We start from the raw sequence: 15,812 nt of genomic DNA on the forward strand, positions 1-15,812 counted from the left end.
TCCGTGGTCGGAATGGCGGCCTGCCGCTTCGCGATCCGCCGTGCGGTCGCGAGGCAGCTGGGGCACCAGGCCCGCAGCTTCCCGACGGGGAGAGCCACGGCCTGGCGGTCGGGGATGGTCAGGTCGGCTGGGGCGGCCAGGAGCCGGATCGGGCCACCGTGCTTGCCCGCGTATCCGTCGTGCTCGCGCGGGCAGCGCCCGTCGGACTTGGCATGCGGCTGGCCGCACTCTCCGGTGCACTGGCAACGCCAGCCAGCCGCCTTCATGACCGTGCGGAAGAGACGGGCGCCAGCGATCGGTTCGGACCTCATGCCGCCGGCCCCCGGCGCTCGGCCTGGACGGCATCGCGCAGCCTTACCGCGTAGTCCTGGGCGCAGCCGCCGAGGGTCTCGCGTACCTTCCGGGCGGAGAGCTTGTCGGCACCACCGACGATGTCGGCGAGCTTGCGGACCTTGTCGAGATCGGCCGCCGAGAGCGGCTTGTCGGGAGTCTTCGGCGAGGTGCGTCCAACTGCCTGCTTCCCTTTACGCCCAAGGGCTGTACGCCCCTGAGGGGCCTTCCCCGGGGCGTTCCGGACGCCTCCTCCCGCACCCCCGCGCGGGCCGGTTTCCGGGCCGCCTTCGGGGGCTCCGCCAGTGGGTCCGTCGTCCCCGGGAGCGGAGGGGAACAGGTCGGCGAGAAGCATCTCAATGGCCGCCGCCTCCGGGGTCACCCCCGCCTCAGCGAGGGCCCCTTCGACGGACTTCACCGCGGCCACCCGGCGAGCAAGAACCTCGGCGGTCGCTGCCAGCGGCGCGCCCTTGACGTCGAACCACGCCTCCGCCCACGCCTTCTCCCGGTCGAGGGAGCCGTAGGGGTGTGCGGCGAGGATGTCGGTGTAGCGCTTCCACACCTTGTGGAAGCGGATGCGGCGCTTGCGCTCGTGCCAGGCCCTCGCCCGCGCTTCGCGGCGCTCCCGCTGAGTGCGGCCGGCCTTTCCACCGTGGCGGCCGAAGCCTCGCAACTCCCAGTAGAAGACTCCGCCCAGGCTCGCCGCGGCCAGGACGTAGGCGAGCCAGTTATGCGAAGTGGTGGGGGCGTGGGTGAAGTTGATGACCCCGGCGACAGCGGCCGATCCCCACATGGCGGCACGGAACCTGCCCACCGGGCGACCCTCGCGCTTGGCCCGTTCACCGGCCACCGTGGCCACCCAGGCCCCGGCCTCCAGCATCACCGCCAGCGCGACCGCGATCGCGCCGGGCAGACCGGGGACCGCGGCCAGGGCGGTGATCTGGAAGTAGAGGGCGGGGGCGATGGAGCAGGCCATGACCACCAGGGCCGCGATCGTGTCGCCCTCGGCCTTGGCCTTGCCGACTACCGCCGTGCGGACCGCCCTGCGTTCGGCCTTGCGTTTTGAGGCTTCCTGCCGGGCCTCGTGCTTGGCCCGGCGGGCGCGCTCTTCGCGTTCGGCCCGTTCCTTGCGCTTCTCCTCTGCCAGCTGACGCCGGTCGAGGCGGTCCTGTTCCCGCTCGCTGGCGCGGTCGGCGCGACGCTCTTCGTAGTAGCTCACCGCTCCCCTCCCATCGCGGTAGTGCCGGGGCGGCCGGCACGGCGGCCGTTGACCGCCGGCAGGGCGGGCGTCAGGCCGAGGGCGACGAAGTAGCCGCCACCGGTCTGCTTGGCGGCGTACATGGCCTCATCCGCCCGCCGCAGCGCCGCAGACAGATCAGCCCCCGGCTGCGTGGCGACCGCACCGATGGAGGCGCCCACGGCCAGCTCGCGACCCTCGTAGGCGAAGGGCCGCACAAGCCGGGCGTGCAGCCTGGATGCCTCGAACCGCACACGGTGAGCGTTGGCGGGCAGGACCAGCGCGAATTCGTCTCCGCCCAGCCGGGCGGCCAGACCCCAGTGACGGACGCAGTCGGCAAGAACGCGGCCGGTGTGAACCAGGGCCGCGTCCCCAGCCGCGTGGCCGTAGCTGTCGTTGAGGGCCTTGAAGCCGTCCAGGTCGATGACGAGCACCGCGGCCGCGCTGCGGACCAGCCGCCGGCGGGCCTTGGCCTCGAACCAGACCCGGGTCGGAAGTCCGGTCAGCGGGTCGCGGCGAGCCGCCTCGATCCGGCGGTGCAGCCGGAGCGTGTGCAGAGACCATCCGGCCGCCAGCGGACCGGCAGTGGCAAGAGCCGTCAGCGTGGCGTTCATGCCGCCTCCACCTCCACCACGGCCGGCGCCTGGACCAGCCCGGTCAGGGCGGCGATCTCATCGCCGGTCAGAAGGTCGCGGGCGTCCACGGCATGCGCCACGGCGCAGATCTCCGGCCACAGGTGGGTGACCTTGCGGCGGGCCATCCCCCGGACCATCGCCCAGGACCGGCCGCCCGCGGGGACGTGATCGCGACCGAGGCGGAACCCGGACTGCGCCAGGACGTCCACGGCATGCTCACGGTCGTGATCCGCCGCGCAGGTGGCCGCCCGTTCCGGGGTCCACAGGCCGTAGGTCAGCAGGTGGTGGACGTGGGCGAGTTCGCCGGCCGCGGCCTGGGCAGCGAACTGCCACGGGCAGGGATTGCGCACCTGGAAGGTGGTGGTGCCCGTGACCGAGACACCGCCCGCCTCATTGGCCCAGGCGATGATCTCGCTGGACTCGACGTGCATGCCGTAGGCCATGGCCAGCACCGCGTGCCCGGCCTCGTGGAATGCCAGGCCCAACCGCGTCTGCTCGTAGCTCAGGTCCGTCTCGAAGCGTGCGCGGGGCTTGCCGGTGTGGTCGGCGAGCAGCTCGGGAGCGGGAGCGGTGGTCCTCATGCCGCCTCTCCCTCCCGCGCGGGGCGGTCGCTGCGGCGAGTGGGCCGCAGCGGCGCGGCGGCGGTCAGGGCGTCGGCATACAGGGCGTCCCACGCGGCGATCTCGTCACCGCGCTCGCCCTGCTCCCGCAGGTCCGCCAGCACGCCGGCGGCGGCGTCCAGGCGGGCCGCGCGCTCCTGGGCCGCCTCAGGCTCGAAGGGGCCGAGGAACAGCTCACGGTCCAGGCCAGGGGGGCCCTCCTCGAAGCCGAAGGCGAGTTCCTCGAACTCACCGCTGTTCACCACCTGTTGGTGGCCGATGTACGTACGCATCGGTTGCTCCTGTGTCGAAGGGACGGAGAAGAGCCGGGGCGGTCGCGGTCTTGTGGTGAGAGGCGACCGCCCCGGCGGACTGCGGTGTTACTTGCGGCCGCGCCAGGCGCCGGCTGCGGCGTTGCCGTGGGAACGGGCGTGCCCGGACTGCTCACGGGCCGCCGCCCGGTTCTCCGGGCTGTTGTGCCTGCTGTAGTCCTCGCGGGCCGCAGCGTGCAGCTGCTCGACCTCGCTGGACTGGGCGGCACTGCGGGAGCGGAATATGCTCACCCTCGATCCTTTCTGGGATCACAGGGCGCGCCCGATTTAGCTGCCAGGCGGAGGGCGTGCCCTGCTTTGTGTGTGGCTTCCTGGAACCGAGTGGTCCGGCTCCCTGCAACCCCGTCCGTACGGCGGGAAGCGCCGGACGGACGGGGGAGGCAACCGGCCGCCGCCCAAGGTGCGGCGGCCCACATAGAGGCGGTCGGCGCCCCGGGCCGATCCGGCGTCCTTGCGGGCCCCGCACACGGCAGGCCCGGGGCTAATGGCGCCGCGCCGCCTACAGCTCGCCGCGCCGCTCCAATTCGCGGGCGATGTCGTTCTGGTCCGCGATCGCGCCCAGGGAGTTCGCACCGCCGGCCCGCTCCCGGTTGATCAGCCCGTACTCGTTCCGCAGGTCCTCGGTGGACCGGGTCTTGCTGTCTTCGACCGCCGGAGACGGGCTCTTCCTGATCCTCATGGTCAATTCCTCCGTGTTCCTTCGGGAGAGTGATGTGGGTCGTGCGTGCCCCGACCGGGAGTCGAACCCGGCTACGACCATCGGGGCGGTTACGGCTGTCAGCGCTGGACGACGGGTTTGTGCAGGTCGCGATGGGAGACGGTGACGTCGTGCCCGGCAGCGCTCAGCCGCTCAGCCAGCGCGTGGGCGAAGGTCGGGGCACGGTGCCTACCGCCGGCGCATCCGTCGGCGACGGTCACGGTTCCGGCGCTGGGTCCGGAGGCGAACGCGACGACCGCCGTCGCGGTGGCCTCCACCAGGGCCGTGATGCCGGCCGTGCCCAGAACAGCGGCACGCACCGGTTCGTCCTCGGCGGTCATGTACCGCAGCTCGGGCGACACGTGCGGGTCGCGGAAGTGGTGGCGCAGGTCGATCGTGAGATGCGCCGCCGGCGGCGCATCGTGCAGGTAGCCGAACGAGACGATCTCGACAACAGCCATGACGGCTCCTCAGAAGCGAAGGGGTGTTCCGGCTCCCCTCAGCGCTGCTCGTGCGAGACGAGCAGCGGAGGCAACCGGTCGCCGCACGACGTGCGGCGAAGGGGTCAGATGGCGCTGTTCAGCACGCGGATACAGTCCGCGCACGCCGCCTGCTTGAGCCACGGGAGAGGCGGCGAATCCCTAGCACGCTGTTGAGTTCTCAAGGAACGGTCGCTTCCTTCGCCCCTCTTCATGAGGGCCTCCGGACGACACGGAACAGCAACACCCGCACCGCGACGCGGTGCATGTATTACTTGTCTCTCACCGTGGCAGATCGATTCAGGGTCGTCAACCCGTGAGGTCTTCGATGCCTGAACCGCCGCCCTCGATCAGCGACATGACCAGGTTCCCGCCGGACTGGCGGACGTTGGACTCCGTACGTGTACGACTTGAGCCCGACTCGCTAGAGTCAAAGTCGTCCCAAGACGTCCCGCGACGGGGAGGACGAGTGGCGAACGAGCGACTGCGTGGCGCCATCGTGGAGAGCGGCCTGACGATGGACCAGGTGGCGGCACGGCTCGGGGTGTCTCCCAAGACCGTCGATCGCTGGATCACGGACCCAAAGCGCAAGCCATACCGGCGATTTCAGTACGCCCTGGCCTCAATGCTCCGGCTGGAAGTCTCGTACTTGTGGCCGGACGAACGGACCGCGGAAGAGGTCACAGCCTCAAGCGACTCTGAGCTGGTCAAGCTGTATCCGCACCGCAACGTGGTGCCGCAAGACGCATGGACCAAGCTCTACGCCAACGCCACTACACACTTCGACGTCCTGGTGTATTCCGGCTTCTGGCTCACGGAGGACCCGCGGTTTCACCGCCTCGTGCGCGAGAAGTCGGCCGCCGGCGTCCCCGTGCGCTTCATGCTCGGCGACCCCAGCAGCCCGGCCGTCGCGGTCCGGGGTGACGACGAGGGCATTGGCCCCTCCATGGCCGCGAAGATCCGCAACGCCCTCACGAACTACGCCCCGCTGTTCCACCTTCCGGGAGTGGAGTTCAGGCTGCACGGTACGACGCTGTACAACTCGATCTACCGCGCCGACAACGAGCTCTTGGCGAACGGTCATGTCTACGGCGTAGGCGCCTACCTGGCACCGGTCCTACACCTTCAACGGGTCCCCGGCGGCGAACTGTTCGACACCTACGCGGAGAGCGTGGAACGGGTATGGGAAGGCGCCCGGCCCATCGACTCCCCCACCGACTATGAAGGCGAAGCGACATGAGCCGTATCGACTACTTCCGTGATCCGAATGCACCCAAGGCCAACTCCGTTGTTCCGTCCGTAACCGCGGTAGTCCGCAATGACCACGGGGACATCCTGCTCATCCACAAGACCGACAACGACTTGTGGGCCCTTCCCGGCGGGGGCCACGACGTGGGCGAGAGCATCACGCAGACGGTGGTGCGAGAGGTGGAAGAGGAGACCGGTATTTCCGTGGAGGTGGAGGACATCGTCGGCCTCTACACGGACCCCGAGCACGTCATGGCGTACGACGATGGCGAGGTACGGCAGCAGTTCTCCATCTGCTTTCACGCCCGGCCGGTCGCCGGCACTCTGCGCACCAGCTCGGAATCGAAAGAGGTCCGCTGGGTCTCCCCAACGGACCTCGATTCCCTGGACATTCACCCGTCCATGCGGCTCCGGATCATGCACGGCCTGGACGCGACGCGCACCGCTCCCTACCTCGGCTGACCGGACGCCTCGGCAACGCTGAGCCGCTCCTCGACACGCTGCACAGCGGCGTGAATCTCGGGTGCGGCCCGCTGAATGAAACGGCCGACGATCGTCTCGGGCCCGTACCGTTCGACAATCTCCGAGACCCGAGCACGGGACGACGTGCAGCCGCCCTCGGGGGTCGTCGTCATGTCGCAGAACAGAAGAGCGTCCACCAGCTCCGGCCGCTCCAGCTCGAACTCGGTCTCCAGCTCTTCGCGGAGACCACGCTCCTCAGCCTCAAGCAGGGCACACGAGTGGTGAGCCACGAGCCGGACCACCCGGTCGTCCACGCCTTCCTGATCACGCAGGAAACGAGCGCCGTCGAGTGGATGAAAGCCGGTGGAGGCGATACTCGGCGAGTAGCCGATGTCATGCAGAACGGCCGCGGCCTCCATGAGGGCAGCGTCGTCGTCGAGGATCGGCCCAAGCGAACGAGCCCGCTCAGCTACTCCGAGGGAGTGAGCCCAGCGGCGCGGAAGCGGCTCGGACAGCAGCGATTCGGCGAGGCTGTAGGCCCGCTTGGTGAGATCCATGGCGCCCAGGCTACGGGTCACCTCAGCCGGCCGGCAGGGCGCGCACCTGGCGCCGGCGGTTGGCGCCCACGGCAACCAACCCTCGCCCCTCCAACTGCGCGATCGCCGAGCGCACCGCCGTACGGGAGACCCCGAACCGCTCACACAGCTCCTTCTCAGAGGGGAAGGCATCGCCCACCTTGACCCCGTCCTCCTGGAGGAGCTCCACGACCTTGTCCACGAGCGGCCGCCGGTCCCCTGTCCCAGCCACGTACCAGCCGGCGCCTTGGACGGACTCGATCACGCCGTCAGCCTTCAGCGCCTTGAGAGCCCGCCCGATCGTGCTGCGGCCCACGCCATAGGTGCGCATCAGCTCAGCTTCGGACGGAAGCGCTTCGCTGATCTGGCTTTTCGAGATTTTCTGTCGCAGAGACTCCGAGATCTGCAAGTACGTACCTCGCGGGCTGGCCTGCGGCACTGGGCCTCCTCCTTCGACTTGGCACCGCCTTCGCGGCCCTGTGTCACATCTAGCTTCGCACGCCACCCAGTCCGCCCTACGTAGCTGATTCTGCGACTTCTCAGCGAACCACGTAGCACACAGAACAGGACCAGTTTGCCCAGGAGCCTCGCCGGCCCACTTCACGAATAACCCATAAAGTAAACTTGGGGATAAAACTCACAATCCGCGCGTTTGGCTGTTCCGGCCATACCATTCGTCCACTCCCGCCATACTCCACGCATGCGCTTTGACCTCTACAACTTGGGCCCGAGGGAATTTGAGAACCTCACTCAGGCGCTCACGATTGCCAATCTCGGGCCACTCGTGACCCTGTTCGGCCTCGGACCAGATGGAGGTCGGGAAGCCACCTTTGAGAACTCAGCTCCAATCGAAAATGCGAGCACATTGGACTGGGACGGAGTTGGTGTACTCCAGGCAAAATACAAGGAGACCCAGGCAAGCCCACGCGAAGAAGCAACCTGGCTGATCAACGAGATCCGCAAAGAATTCAAACAATGGCGGAACTCGACGAAGCGCCCCGAGAAGCCGAAGTTCATCCTCTTCGCCACGAATGTCACGCTGTCCCCGGTTCCACGAACCGGAGGTGTCGACCGGGTCGACAAAGTCATGAAAGAAGAGTGTCAGCGATTGGGGGTGCACGGGTGGGCCGTCTGGCATGCAGAAAACATCAACAGGTTTCTGGAAATTCACGACGGGATCCGCACCTCATATTCAGCTTGGATCTTGCCAGGCGACATCCTAAGCATCATCTATAAGGAGTTGCACGGAAAGCGCACCGACGTACCCAAGGCCATGCAGTCCTTTTTGGCCAAGGAACTGGTCAAAGATCGGTACGCGAACTTGGATCAGGCTGGCGCCGCGGATGACCGCACTATTCCTCTAGCCAGTGTTTTTGTCGACCTCCCTATCGGAATGCGCAATGAAAACGGGCAGGGTTATGAGGCTGAGTGTCTACAGACACTGATTTCGGCATGCGACGCCAAGCACTCGGCCGAGGACTACGACACCTTAGAGGAGAGAAGGGAATTCATTGCTCCTAATCGAGTAGTTCTCGTTGGCGGTCCCGGCCAGGGAAAGAGCACCGCAAGTCAGTTCATTTGCCAACTTTACCGAGCCATGCTCGTTAAAGACACTTCAGCCGTCCGAAACCCTGACGTACGCTCCACGATTGCACAGATAACGGAACAGGCGGAAAGGGAAAAGCTAGCACCTAAGGCCCGACGTTGGCCGATTAAAGTCCCTCTGACGCGCTTCGCGGATCAACTGGCAAGAGGTAATTGTCGTAATCTGCTCGACTACATTTCTCAAAGAGTCAGCGAAAGCGGCAGCGCAGAGGTGACGCCGGCCGAAACTAGAGAGTGGCTTTCACATTTCCCTTGGCTGCTTATCCTCGACGGCCTGGACGAGGTCCCTGGTTCGAGCAACAGAGCGCAGGTCCTCGAACAGATTAACAACTTTCAAATCGAGGCTGACGAATGCAACGCCGATCTGGTCATTGTTGCGACAACTCGACCACAGGGCTACACCGACGAATTCTCTCCCAAACATTTCAAACACTACACTCTGATTCCTCTAAAAACCTCTAATGCCCTCGCATATGGGCTCAAGCTGGCCCACGCGCGATATGGCGCCTCTGCGGATCGCGTGCCAATTTTGATGTCTCGCCTGGAACAGGCTGCGGCAGAGCCCTCGACCGCGCACCTCATGACCACGCCACTTCAGGTAACGATCATGGCGGTCCTACTTGATAGAGTAGGGAAAGCACCTAAAGACCGGTATACGCTATTCGCCGATTACTACCGCGTCATCTACGAGCGTGAACTGGAGAAGGAAGGAACAGCGAGCAATCTGCTCCGCGATCACGCAGCGGACATCAGTTCAATCCACGCTGACGTGGGATTGCTGTTGCAGACCCGGAGCGAGCGATCAGGAGAGACGGAGTCTCGTCTGACTCTCAGCGAGCTGGACATCATCATCAGGGAAAGGTTGGCTGAGGAAGGACATGCAGGCGACAGGCTTTCACGGCTAACGGACTCAATCAGTACGGCCGCCACAGACCGGCTTGTTTTTCTTGTCCCCTCACGGGGCGAGGAAGTTAGTTTCGAAATTCGGTCTCTTCAAGAGTTCTGGGCTGCTGACGCTCTCATGAATTGTAGCGAAGAGCACATTGCAACCCGACTTCGCGAAATGTCCGTCAGCTCTCACTGGCGCAACGTTCTGCTATTTGCTTTGGGCAATATATTCGCAAATCGTCGCACGCTGAGAGATAGCGTAATTACTCTCGTGGCGGAACTAAATACCATTTCAGATTCGTTCGGAGCTCTGCAGCGCAGGGCACTTACCGGCTCCCGTCTAGCCGTTGAAATCCTAAATGACGGCATGGTAAGAGCTCCTCGATACGAGAGGACTTTGGTCGAACAGGCGCTGAAGCTACTGAAGCTTCCGCCAGCTCCGCACATTAAAGTCCTGGCCGCATCGATCAGCGAACAGGGCATGGAGATAGCTCGAGAATTCCTTTCTTCGGAGTTGAGAGAAGGTGAAATCCCTGAGCGTGCTGTTCTCGACTTCCTAGGATCCCGTGCTGCCCACCACGACATTTGGGCACGAGATAAACTGCAATCGATCTATGAAAGTGCTTCGCAAGAACAGCGCATGGATCTCTTCGAGGCCGGCCTCGCAATGGATAATACACCCATCATCAATCTGGCATCTCAATGCCTTGAGCAACCCGAGAGCACGCTCTCAGTTGCCCTCAACGGATATCCAAAGTTGCGCTACGCAAGCGCACAATCTCGTCCGTTCCCGTCCAGTCCGTGGGCTTCGGCGGTGCTTCAGTTTTTTTCCAGCCGCGACACAAACTCCATATTTGTCCAACTCGCCAGTCGCATGCGTCTAGCCATTTGTCCGACGAGGTTTACCTCGGAGTCGCTTGACAATGCAGTGAAATCAGCAGTGACTCCAAGTCACTGGTTGATCAAGATGCACTCATTCGGCCAAAATCCGAGCTGCGAGAATCTAGCAGCGGTGGTCGAGGCACTTTCTCCATATAGAGATCAGTACGTCGCAAGTGCAGCTACTCATTTCCCTTGGATCATCCGGTATTCCCTGCACTTCGAAGCGAAAATTGGTGACCTCCGTGAGGCACTCGACCTAATTATCGATGGCGCATTGGGCGGCCCCAGCGATTGGGAGGATCTCGAAAAATCTTGGTCTTCTCAGGAACTCGCCACCCTCTTCGACAATACATTTGAGGATTGGCGTCTAGAGCGCAAGCCCTTCCTTCCATTTTCCGTTGCGGTCCCGGTGACTACTGGTTTCCGAAAAAATCTCATGCGGGCTCAGGGGTACGAAATCAGCCGCTTGGCAGATCTGATCTCCCGAATGCCTGACGTAACCGATCGGCACATGATGGTTATGTTCTTGATGGCTTCGCTGTCCCATCCAGTCCACGAGGGAGAGCTTGGGTTCCCACTAACTCCACAGCAGGTTAAGGATCTGCACAAAAGCCTAGATCATCAGCGCCACTTCATGAACTCTGCTTGGGTGAGAACCATTCCGCCCGACGACGAGTGGATCGCCACCATTAACGAAATTGCACGGCCTTTCATTATGGGGCGTTTTTGGGCGCCAGACGTCCCTGCTTGGTTTGCAACGAAGTGGGTATCCGATTTCGAGGCTTGGCGTGGCTTGGGAGCATTGATTCTATGTGATCCATCCCGCGACTTGTCCGCGAGGATTAAGCGCCAGATTGAGCATGAATGGGAAAGGAATACCTTGCAGCCGTCGGTGGATTCTTCCCACAAGCGCTTTATGGCCATGGCGGTGTCCTTCTCTCGGTGTGCTCGCAGCACGGAGGAGGCCAATGACATTCTTGGTCACCTGGTCGAAGCGATCAATCTAAGGGAGATCGATTACTCAGAGGTGATCAGGCAAGTCGCCCTAGATCACCGTGCGCCCAGCCAGACCCTAGTACTTGGCTTGATGGACGCCATGGCGGACAAACTCTCCCCATACGAGAAAGAGGACTCTTATGAACGTCTCGTCTCTGTGCAGTCGAGCGCACTTACTCACATTTCCTTCGAAGCTATGAGGCCGTGTTGATACCGAAACAGATAGGGAAAGGGATCAGCCCAGCCCTCAGTGAGGAGCGATAACAGCAGTGGAGTACAAATGGGTGCCGGCCGCGATGGTCATAGAACCACGGGTGGCTTACCGTCACAGCAGGAGTAGTTCGAGCGCGTAATCAGAAGATTCACGGTCATCATCTTGCCTAAAGTGTGATCAGAAGCCGACCGGCGCAGCTGCAATCGTGCGAGCGGCGTGTGAAGTCAGCCGCCAGTGACGCCGAAGTAGCGCTAGGGCACGACACAAACATCTGCCCGCCTTATGGCGATGCTCGCCGGAGCCGCTACGCCGGTCCTGGGTGTATGCGCCTGTGTCCGACTGTCCGATCGGAACTCTGACCTGCACAAGTGGGCCGGACACCCTCAGAAGCCAGTGTCCGGGTGTCCGGTCCGGACGGCTGTAACACTCTCGTCCGCGGGTGTCGCAGCCGTCTTGCAGCGCACTTAACGGGACACCCGGCAAGGCTCCAATTTCGCGCTCCGGCAAATGCGTGGCAAAACGGGAGGTCGAACCCGAGCGCGCTCGTCAAACATGCAGATCAGAGCCACACCCAGCCGGGAGTGCACACCTCTCTTCTAAGCACTTGGCCGCAGGTTCGAGTCCTGCCGGGGGCGCTCTCCAAGACCTTCCCTTCGGGAGGGTCTTTTTGCTGGTCAGGGCGGGTGTGGCCGCACCGTAAAAGATCCGGGGCCGCCATGAATCGCTTGAGCTGCAAGGTGGCCGGAGCGCCCTTCTCCGCCCTCTGAGCAGGCCGAACGAACGGGCCCGTCAGTCAGGTGAACCTCGGCTCGGTGGTGAGGCAGCCGGGCCGTGGGTGGTACAGGAGGCATGTGAGCTCACAACCGCCGACCGGCCCGCCTCCCGGCCCCCCGCTGGGCGGCCCTCTGCCCGGGGCTCCGCCGCCCAGCCCGCCGTCCCCTCGGGGCCCCTGGTGGCGCACTCCGCCTGCGATGGTCGGCGCAGGCGTTGCCCTCGTGGTGATTGTGGTGGTAATTACCTTCGGTTTCGGTGGCGGCGACGACGGGGGAACGTCTTCCGATGTCAGCACGGCTCCCAGTGCCCCCGCCACTGTTCCAAGCGTCAGTTCATCCGCAGCAGCTCACGATCTGGCCACACACGTGACACTGGCGCCCGCGGATTGGGGGAGTACATACGTGCGAGATTCCCCCTACGAGGGGGACGAGATGGCGACAAGCCTTCCCGACCAGAACTGCAAACTCGTGGCGGAGTCGCTGACCGACGCCCTCGCTCATCAATGGCGCAACGCCAAAAACCCTGATAACACAGCTTTCGCCTCCTCGTCGCTCACCGTCTACAAGGGAGCGGACTTCGCCAAGCGCGACATCGCCCGGCAACGCGACGCTCTGCGGCAATGCCCGTCCGAGAGCGAGACCAGCGACAAGCGTCAATGGGACAACGTGCACGAGGTCAAGATTCCCGCACTGAAGGGCTTCGATGACGTGGTGGCCGAGGAAGGCCACTTGGGCACCGACGAAAAGGGCCAGAAGACGGACACCTACTACGTATCTCTTACCGGTAGCAGAGGACAGTACGTACTGAACTCGGCTGTCAGCCGCGGGCCCGATACGCAGGAACAGAACCGCACCGATGCGGTCAATGCTCTCTCGCTCATGCTGAGTCGACTTGCCGGCCGTTGAATTCAGTGAGGTTTTGACGTGCAGGTGAGAGGACCACTCGCTTTCTGATGGCCGCCTGCGTTCTCCGGCCGCGTGGAAGCACCGGATCCCCCGGATGGTGCTACGACGCGGAGGATCCGGTGTTGTTCGGCTGGTGCAGCCTCAGTCAGAGGGCGGCAGGGGCCTTCTTGTACCAGTCGGTGATGACACCCACGAGATGGACGATGTTCTGGGTGCGCATGATCGGCGCCGACGCGTTCGGTTCGAAGTCGGTGTTTGCTGCGGTGGTGCGCCAGATGCTGGTCTCGGCAACCGGGGCAGCCATGTACGGGTCGAGGCGCTTGAAGAAGTCGGTGATGTCGTCGAGTTCGGCCGGATTGTCGCCCGCTCGCAGCTCGCGAAAGACGCCACCCAGGACGCGCAGCATGCCCACCGAGCCGAGAAGTGAGGAACGGCGCACCTCCTGGGCCATGGTGAGATCCCCCGGCTGACGCTCCGCGTCGGGGTCATCCTCGGTGAGGGCGGCAAGGTCGGTGAAGGCGTTGGAGATGACGTCGAGGAAGTCCTTGACCTGTTCGATCACCTCGCCGTCGGTGAGCGTCTGCTCGGCCTTCTTGCTGATCCGGCCGCCGGCGCCGGCGATGACGGCGCGCGTGATGTCGGCAATGTGCTTGGCGCCCATGAAGTTGGGGTTCTTGAGCGTCATGCGGTCCTGCTCCGCGTCGACCCGCCCCTTGAGCAACGGGTGGTCGATCACGTCGGACAGGGTGCGGTTGGCGACCTTGTAACTGTCGAAGCGGGCACGGACGGCACTGCTGATGCCCTTGGCGTTGTCAGCGACGTCCACGAACATCTGCTGGGCTTTGATGGGGTCCGGCTCGACGTAGATGTCCAGGCCGACGTATTCGACTTTCAGGCGGTCCATCTGACCGATGAGCTTCTCTCGCTCGGTTTCGAGCTTCGCGGACTTCTCCGGGCTGAGTTTGCGGGCCATTTCGCGGTCCACGGAAGAGATGGCATCGGTGATGCGCTGCTTCTCGATGGCAACGCCGAGCACACGGTGCTGGCCGTCGATGGTCCTCAGGGAGGAGATGCCGCCGATGGCCCACGGGACCGTGAGATAGCCGACGGCCCCCTGTTCGTCCAGCTTCTCAAAGTGGCAGCCGCCGCCGTCCCGCGCCAGGAGAGCGGGGGCCACCCAGTCCTGCTTGGTGTCGAGGTACTCGCCGAAGTGCTTCGCGTGGAGACGGTCGACCTTGCGGTTGTCCTTGTCGACGTTGTTGGGATCGGGCACGGGGAGGATGGTCGGAAGGTCGAGAAGGGGGACGCGCACGCTGTAGACAGTGCGGCCGCCCTGAGGGGTCTTGATGGCGAGGTACGTGCTGGAGTCCTGCGGCTTGGAAAGTCGCAGCGGGTCAACAGTGATGGTCACAAGTGCCCCCCAATGGGATCGATCACGCCCTTAAATGGCGTGGCAACAAGCAGAGGCTAGGGAGCAAGCGACTTCCTCGGTTAATAAGTTTTTATTTTTCCGGGTGGGGTGCTCATGAATACCCTTTTGGTGGGTGGGATCGATTCAAACTGATTGATTTTGACGCATGGTGATCGGGTCGCATCGCCCAGCGGCCCTGAGGACGCGAGGGAGCCCCCGGGAGCTATTGCAAGTAGTTTGCAGTTAGTGTGGGTGGGCAGTTAGGGCGTGGTGTGGGAAGGGAGCGGGGCGGCGTGGGTGGGGTGCCTGTGGTGTTGGGGATCGAGTCGTCCTGTGATGAGACGGGTGTGGGACTGGTGCGGGGCGGCCGGCTGTTGGGGCAGGCGGTGGCGTCGAGCATGGACGAGCACGCGCGGTTCGGGGGTGTGGTGCCGGAGATCGCGGCCCGGGCTCATGTCCATGCGTTCCAGCCGGTGGTGCGGCGGGCGTTGGACGAGGCCGGGTTGCGGATGGCCGACGTCGGGGCGGTCGCGGTGACGACCGGGCCGGGGCTGTCGGGTGCGCTGCAGGTCGGGCTGGCCGGTGCGAAGGGGCTGGCGTATGCGCTGGGCGTGCCGTTGTACGGGGTCCATCATCTGGCCGGTCATGTCGCGGCCGACACTCTGGAGCACGGTCCGCTGCCCGACCCCTGTGTGGTGCTGATCGTCTCCGGGGGACACACCTCGTTGCTCCTCGTGCGGGATCTGGCCCGCGACCCGATCGTGCACCTCGGCGACACGCTGGACGACGCCGCCGGTGAGTGCTTCGACAAGGTCGCCCGGGTCTTCGGGCTGCCGTACCCCGGCGGTCCGGCCATCGACCGGGCAGCGCGCGTGGGGGATCCGCGCGCTGTCCTCTTTCCCCGGCCGCTCACCGGGCCGCGCGACGACCCGTACGGGTTCTCGTTCTCGGGGCTGAAGACGGCCGCCGCGCGGTGGGCGGAGCGGCATCGGGGGCAGGTCCTGCCGGTGGCGGACGGGGCCGCGTCGTTGCAGGAGGCGATCGCCGATGTGCTGACCCGTAAGGCGGTGGCCGCCTGCACCGCTCATGGCGTCGGCACGCTCGTGGTGGTGGGCGGGGTCGCGGCCAACTCCCGGGTCCGGGCGCTGGCGGAGGAGCGGTGCGCGGCGGCGGGACTCACGCTGCGGGTGCCGCCGCTGAGGCTGTGCACCGACAACGGCGCGATGATCGCCGCCATCGGGGACCTCCTGGTGCGGGCGGGCGCCGAGCCCGCGCCGCTGGACGTGTCGATCGATCCGTCGGCACCTCTGGAGTACGCGGCGCTGCATCCGGTCGGTGGGGGTGCGGGCCGTCTTCCTGTCCGTGTCCCTGCCCCTGACCCTGACCGTGGCCGGGAGCGCATCTTGCCTGCGGGTGTTGTCAGTTAGGCGGCCGGCGGGGGATCCATGGGCTTGATCGGGTTTGACTATCCCATGAATGAGGTGCCGCTGCTCCAATCAGCGCACTGACCACGTTTTGCTCCGGGGCGCCGGCCGTGCGGCGT

The 15,812-nt window shown here is 64.6% G+C and carries 15 protein-coding genes; 5 read left to right on the plus strand and 10 right to left on the minus strand.

Features of this window, described 5'->3' with window-relative positions; all coding sequences use genetic code 11:
• Positions 1 to 307: 307 nt before the first annotated feature.
• The 7 genes from OO62_RS03940 to OO62_RS03970 all read right to left on the minus strand — a co-directional run bounded on the left by OO62_RS03940 (position 308) and on the right by OO62_RS03970 (position 4,291).
• Positions 308 to 1,549, minus strand: a complete 1,242-nt coding sequence (locus tag OO62_RS03940) for a DUF2637 domain-containing protein (RefSeq protein ID WP_033265737.1) — start codon at positions 1,547 to 1,549, stop codon at positions 308 to 310.
• A complete protein-coding gene (locus OO62_RS03945; RefSeq protein WP_033265738.1) occupies positions 1,546 to 2,181 on the minus strand; it encodes a GGDEF domain-containing protein in 636 nt (211 codons plus the stop codon). The genes OO62_RS03940 and OO62_RS03945 overlap by 4 nt, the downstream gene beginning before the upstream one ends.
• Positions 2,178 to 2,783, minus strand: coding sequence for a hypothetical protein (locus OO62_RS03950; RefSeq protein ID WP_051732635.1), 606 nt, complete (start codon positions 2,781 to 2,783; stop codon positions 2,178 to 2,180). The genes OO62_RS03945 and OO62_RS03950 overlap by 4 nt, the downstream gene beginning before the upstream one ends.
• Positions 2,780 to 3,094: a hypothetical protein gene (locus tag OO62_RS03955; RefSeq protein ID WP_033265739.1), complete on the minus strand. Its 315-nt coding sequence runs from the start codon at positions 3,092 to 3,094 to the stop codon at positions 2,780 to 2,782. The genes OO62_RS03950 and OO62_RS03955 overlap by 4 nt, the downstream gene beginning before the upstream one ends.
• Before the next feature lie 87 nt (positions 3,095 to 3,181).
• Positions 3,182 to 3,364, minus strand: coding sequence for a hypothetical protein (locus tag OO62_RS03960; RefSeq protein ID WP_033265740.1), 183 nt, complete (start codon positions 3,362 to 3,364; stop codon positions 3,182 to 3,184).
• Positions 3,365 to 3,632: 268 nt separating this feature from the next.
• Positions 3,633 to 3,812, minus strand: coding sequence for a hypothetical protein (locus OO62_RS03965; protein WP_033265741.1), 180 nt, complete (start codon positions 3,810 to 3,812; stop codon positions 3,633 to 3,635).
• A gap of 98 nt (positions 3,813 to 3,910) precedes the next feature.
• Entirely contained in the window at positions 3,911 to 4,291 is a 381-nt protein-coding gene (locus OO62_RS03970; protein WP_033265742.1) for a RapZ C-terminal domain-containing protein, read from the minus strand.
• 487 nt (positions 4,292 to 4,778) lie between these two features.
• Here OO62_RS03970 and OO62_RS03975 point away from each other — a divergent pair, with 487 nt between their 5' ends.
• Both OO62_RS03975 and OO62_RS03980 read left to right on the plus strand, forming a co-directional pair.
• Entirely contained in the window at positions 4,779 to 5,549 is a 771-nt protein-coding gene (locus OO62_RS03975) for a helix-turn-helix domain-containing protein (protein WP_033265743.1), read from the plus strand.
• Positions 5,546 to 6,019 (plus strand): NUDIX hydrolase, encoded by a 474-nt coding sequence (locus OO62_RS03980; protein ID WP_033265744.1) that lies wholly within the window; start codon positions 5,546 to 5,548, stop codon positions 6,017 to 6,019. The genes OO62_RS03975 and OO62_RS03980 overlap by 4 nt, the downstream gene beginning before the upstream one ends.
• On the opposite strand, the gene OO62_RS03985 is transcribed toward OO62_RS03980, so the two are convergent.
• On the minus strand, positions 6,007 to 6,576 hold the full coding sequence (locus tag OO62_RS03985; protein WP_206738490.1) for an HD domain-containing protein: 570 nt from the start codon (positions 6,574 to 6,576) through the stop codon (positions 6,007 to 6,009). The two genes, OO62_RS03980 and OO62_RS03985, sit on opposite strands and share 13 nt — an antisense overlap.
• Positions 6,577 to 6,598: 22 nt before the next feature.
• The gene (locus OO62_RS03990) at positions 6,599 to 7,033 is read right to left on the minus strand and encodes a GntR family transcriptional regulator (protein WP_033265745.1); all 435 of its coding nucleotides are present in this window, start codon (positions 7,031 to 7,033) and stop codon (positions 6,599 to 6,601) included.
• Between the two features lie 261 nt (positions 7,034 to 7,294).
• On the opposite strand from OO62_RS03990, the gene OO62_RS39455 reads away from it, so the two are divergent.
• Together OO62_RS39455 and OO62_RS04000 are read left to right on the plus strand one after the other, a co-directional pair.
• On the plus strand, positions 7,295 to 11,176 hold the full coding sequence (locus OO62_RS39455) for an NACHT domain-containing protein (protein ID WP_129322953.1): 3,882 nt from the start codon (positions 7,295 to 7,297) through the stop codon (positions 11,174 to 11,176).
• 974 nt (positions 11,177 to 12,150) lie between these two features.
• The gene (locus tag OO62_RS04000; protein WP_129322952.1) at positions 12,151 to 12,858 is read left to right on the plus strand and encodes a hypothetical protein; all 708 of its coding nucleotides are present in this window, start codon (positions 12,151 to 12,153) and stop codon (positions 12,856 to 12,858) included.
• Positions 12,859 to 13,003: 145 nt separating this feature from the next.
• On the opposite strand, the gene OO62_RS04005 is transcribed toward OO62_RS04000, so the two are convergent.
• Positions 13,004 to 14,269 (minus strand): DNA sulfur modification protein DndB, encoded by a 1,266-nt coding sequence (locus OO62_RS04005; protein WP_033265748.1) that lies wholly within the window; start codon positions 14,267 to 14,269, stop codon positions 13,004 to 13,006.
• A 308-nt stretch (positions 14,270 to 14,577) separates the two neighbouring features.
• On the opposite strand from OO62_RS04005, the gene tsaD reads away from it, so the two are divergent.
• Positions 14,578 to 15,696 (plus strand): tRNA (adenosine(37)-N6)-threonylcarbamoyltransferase complex transferase subunit TsaD, encoded by a 1,119-nt coding sequence (tsaD, locus tag OO62_RS04010; protein ID WP_228332640.1) that lies wholly within the window; start codon positions 14,578 to 14,580, stop codon positions 15,694 to 15,696.
• Positions 15,697 to 15,812 lie beyond the last annotated feature (116 nt).

Source organism: Streptomyces lydicus (genome assembly GCF_000717345.1).
GTDB classification, from domain to species: domain Bacteria; phylum Actinomycetota; class Actinomycetes; order Streptomycetales; family Streptomycetaceae; genus Streptomyces; species Streptomyces lydicus.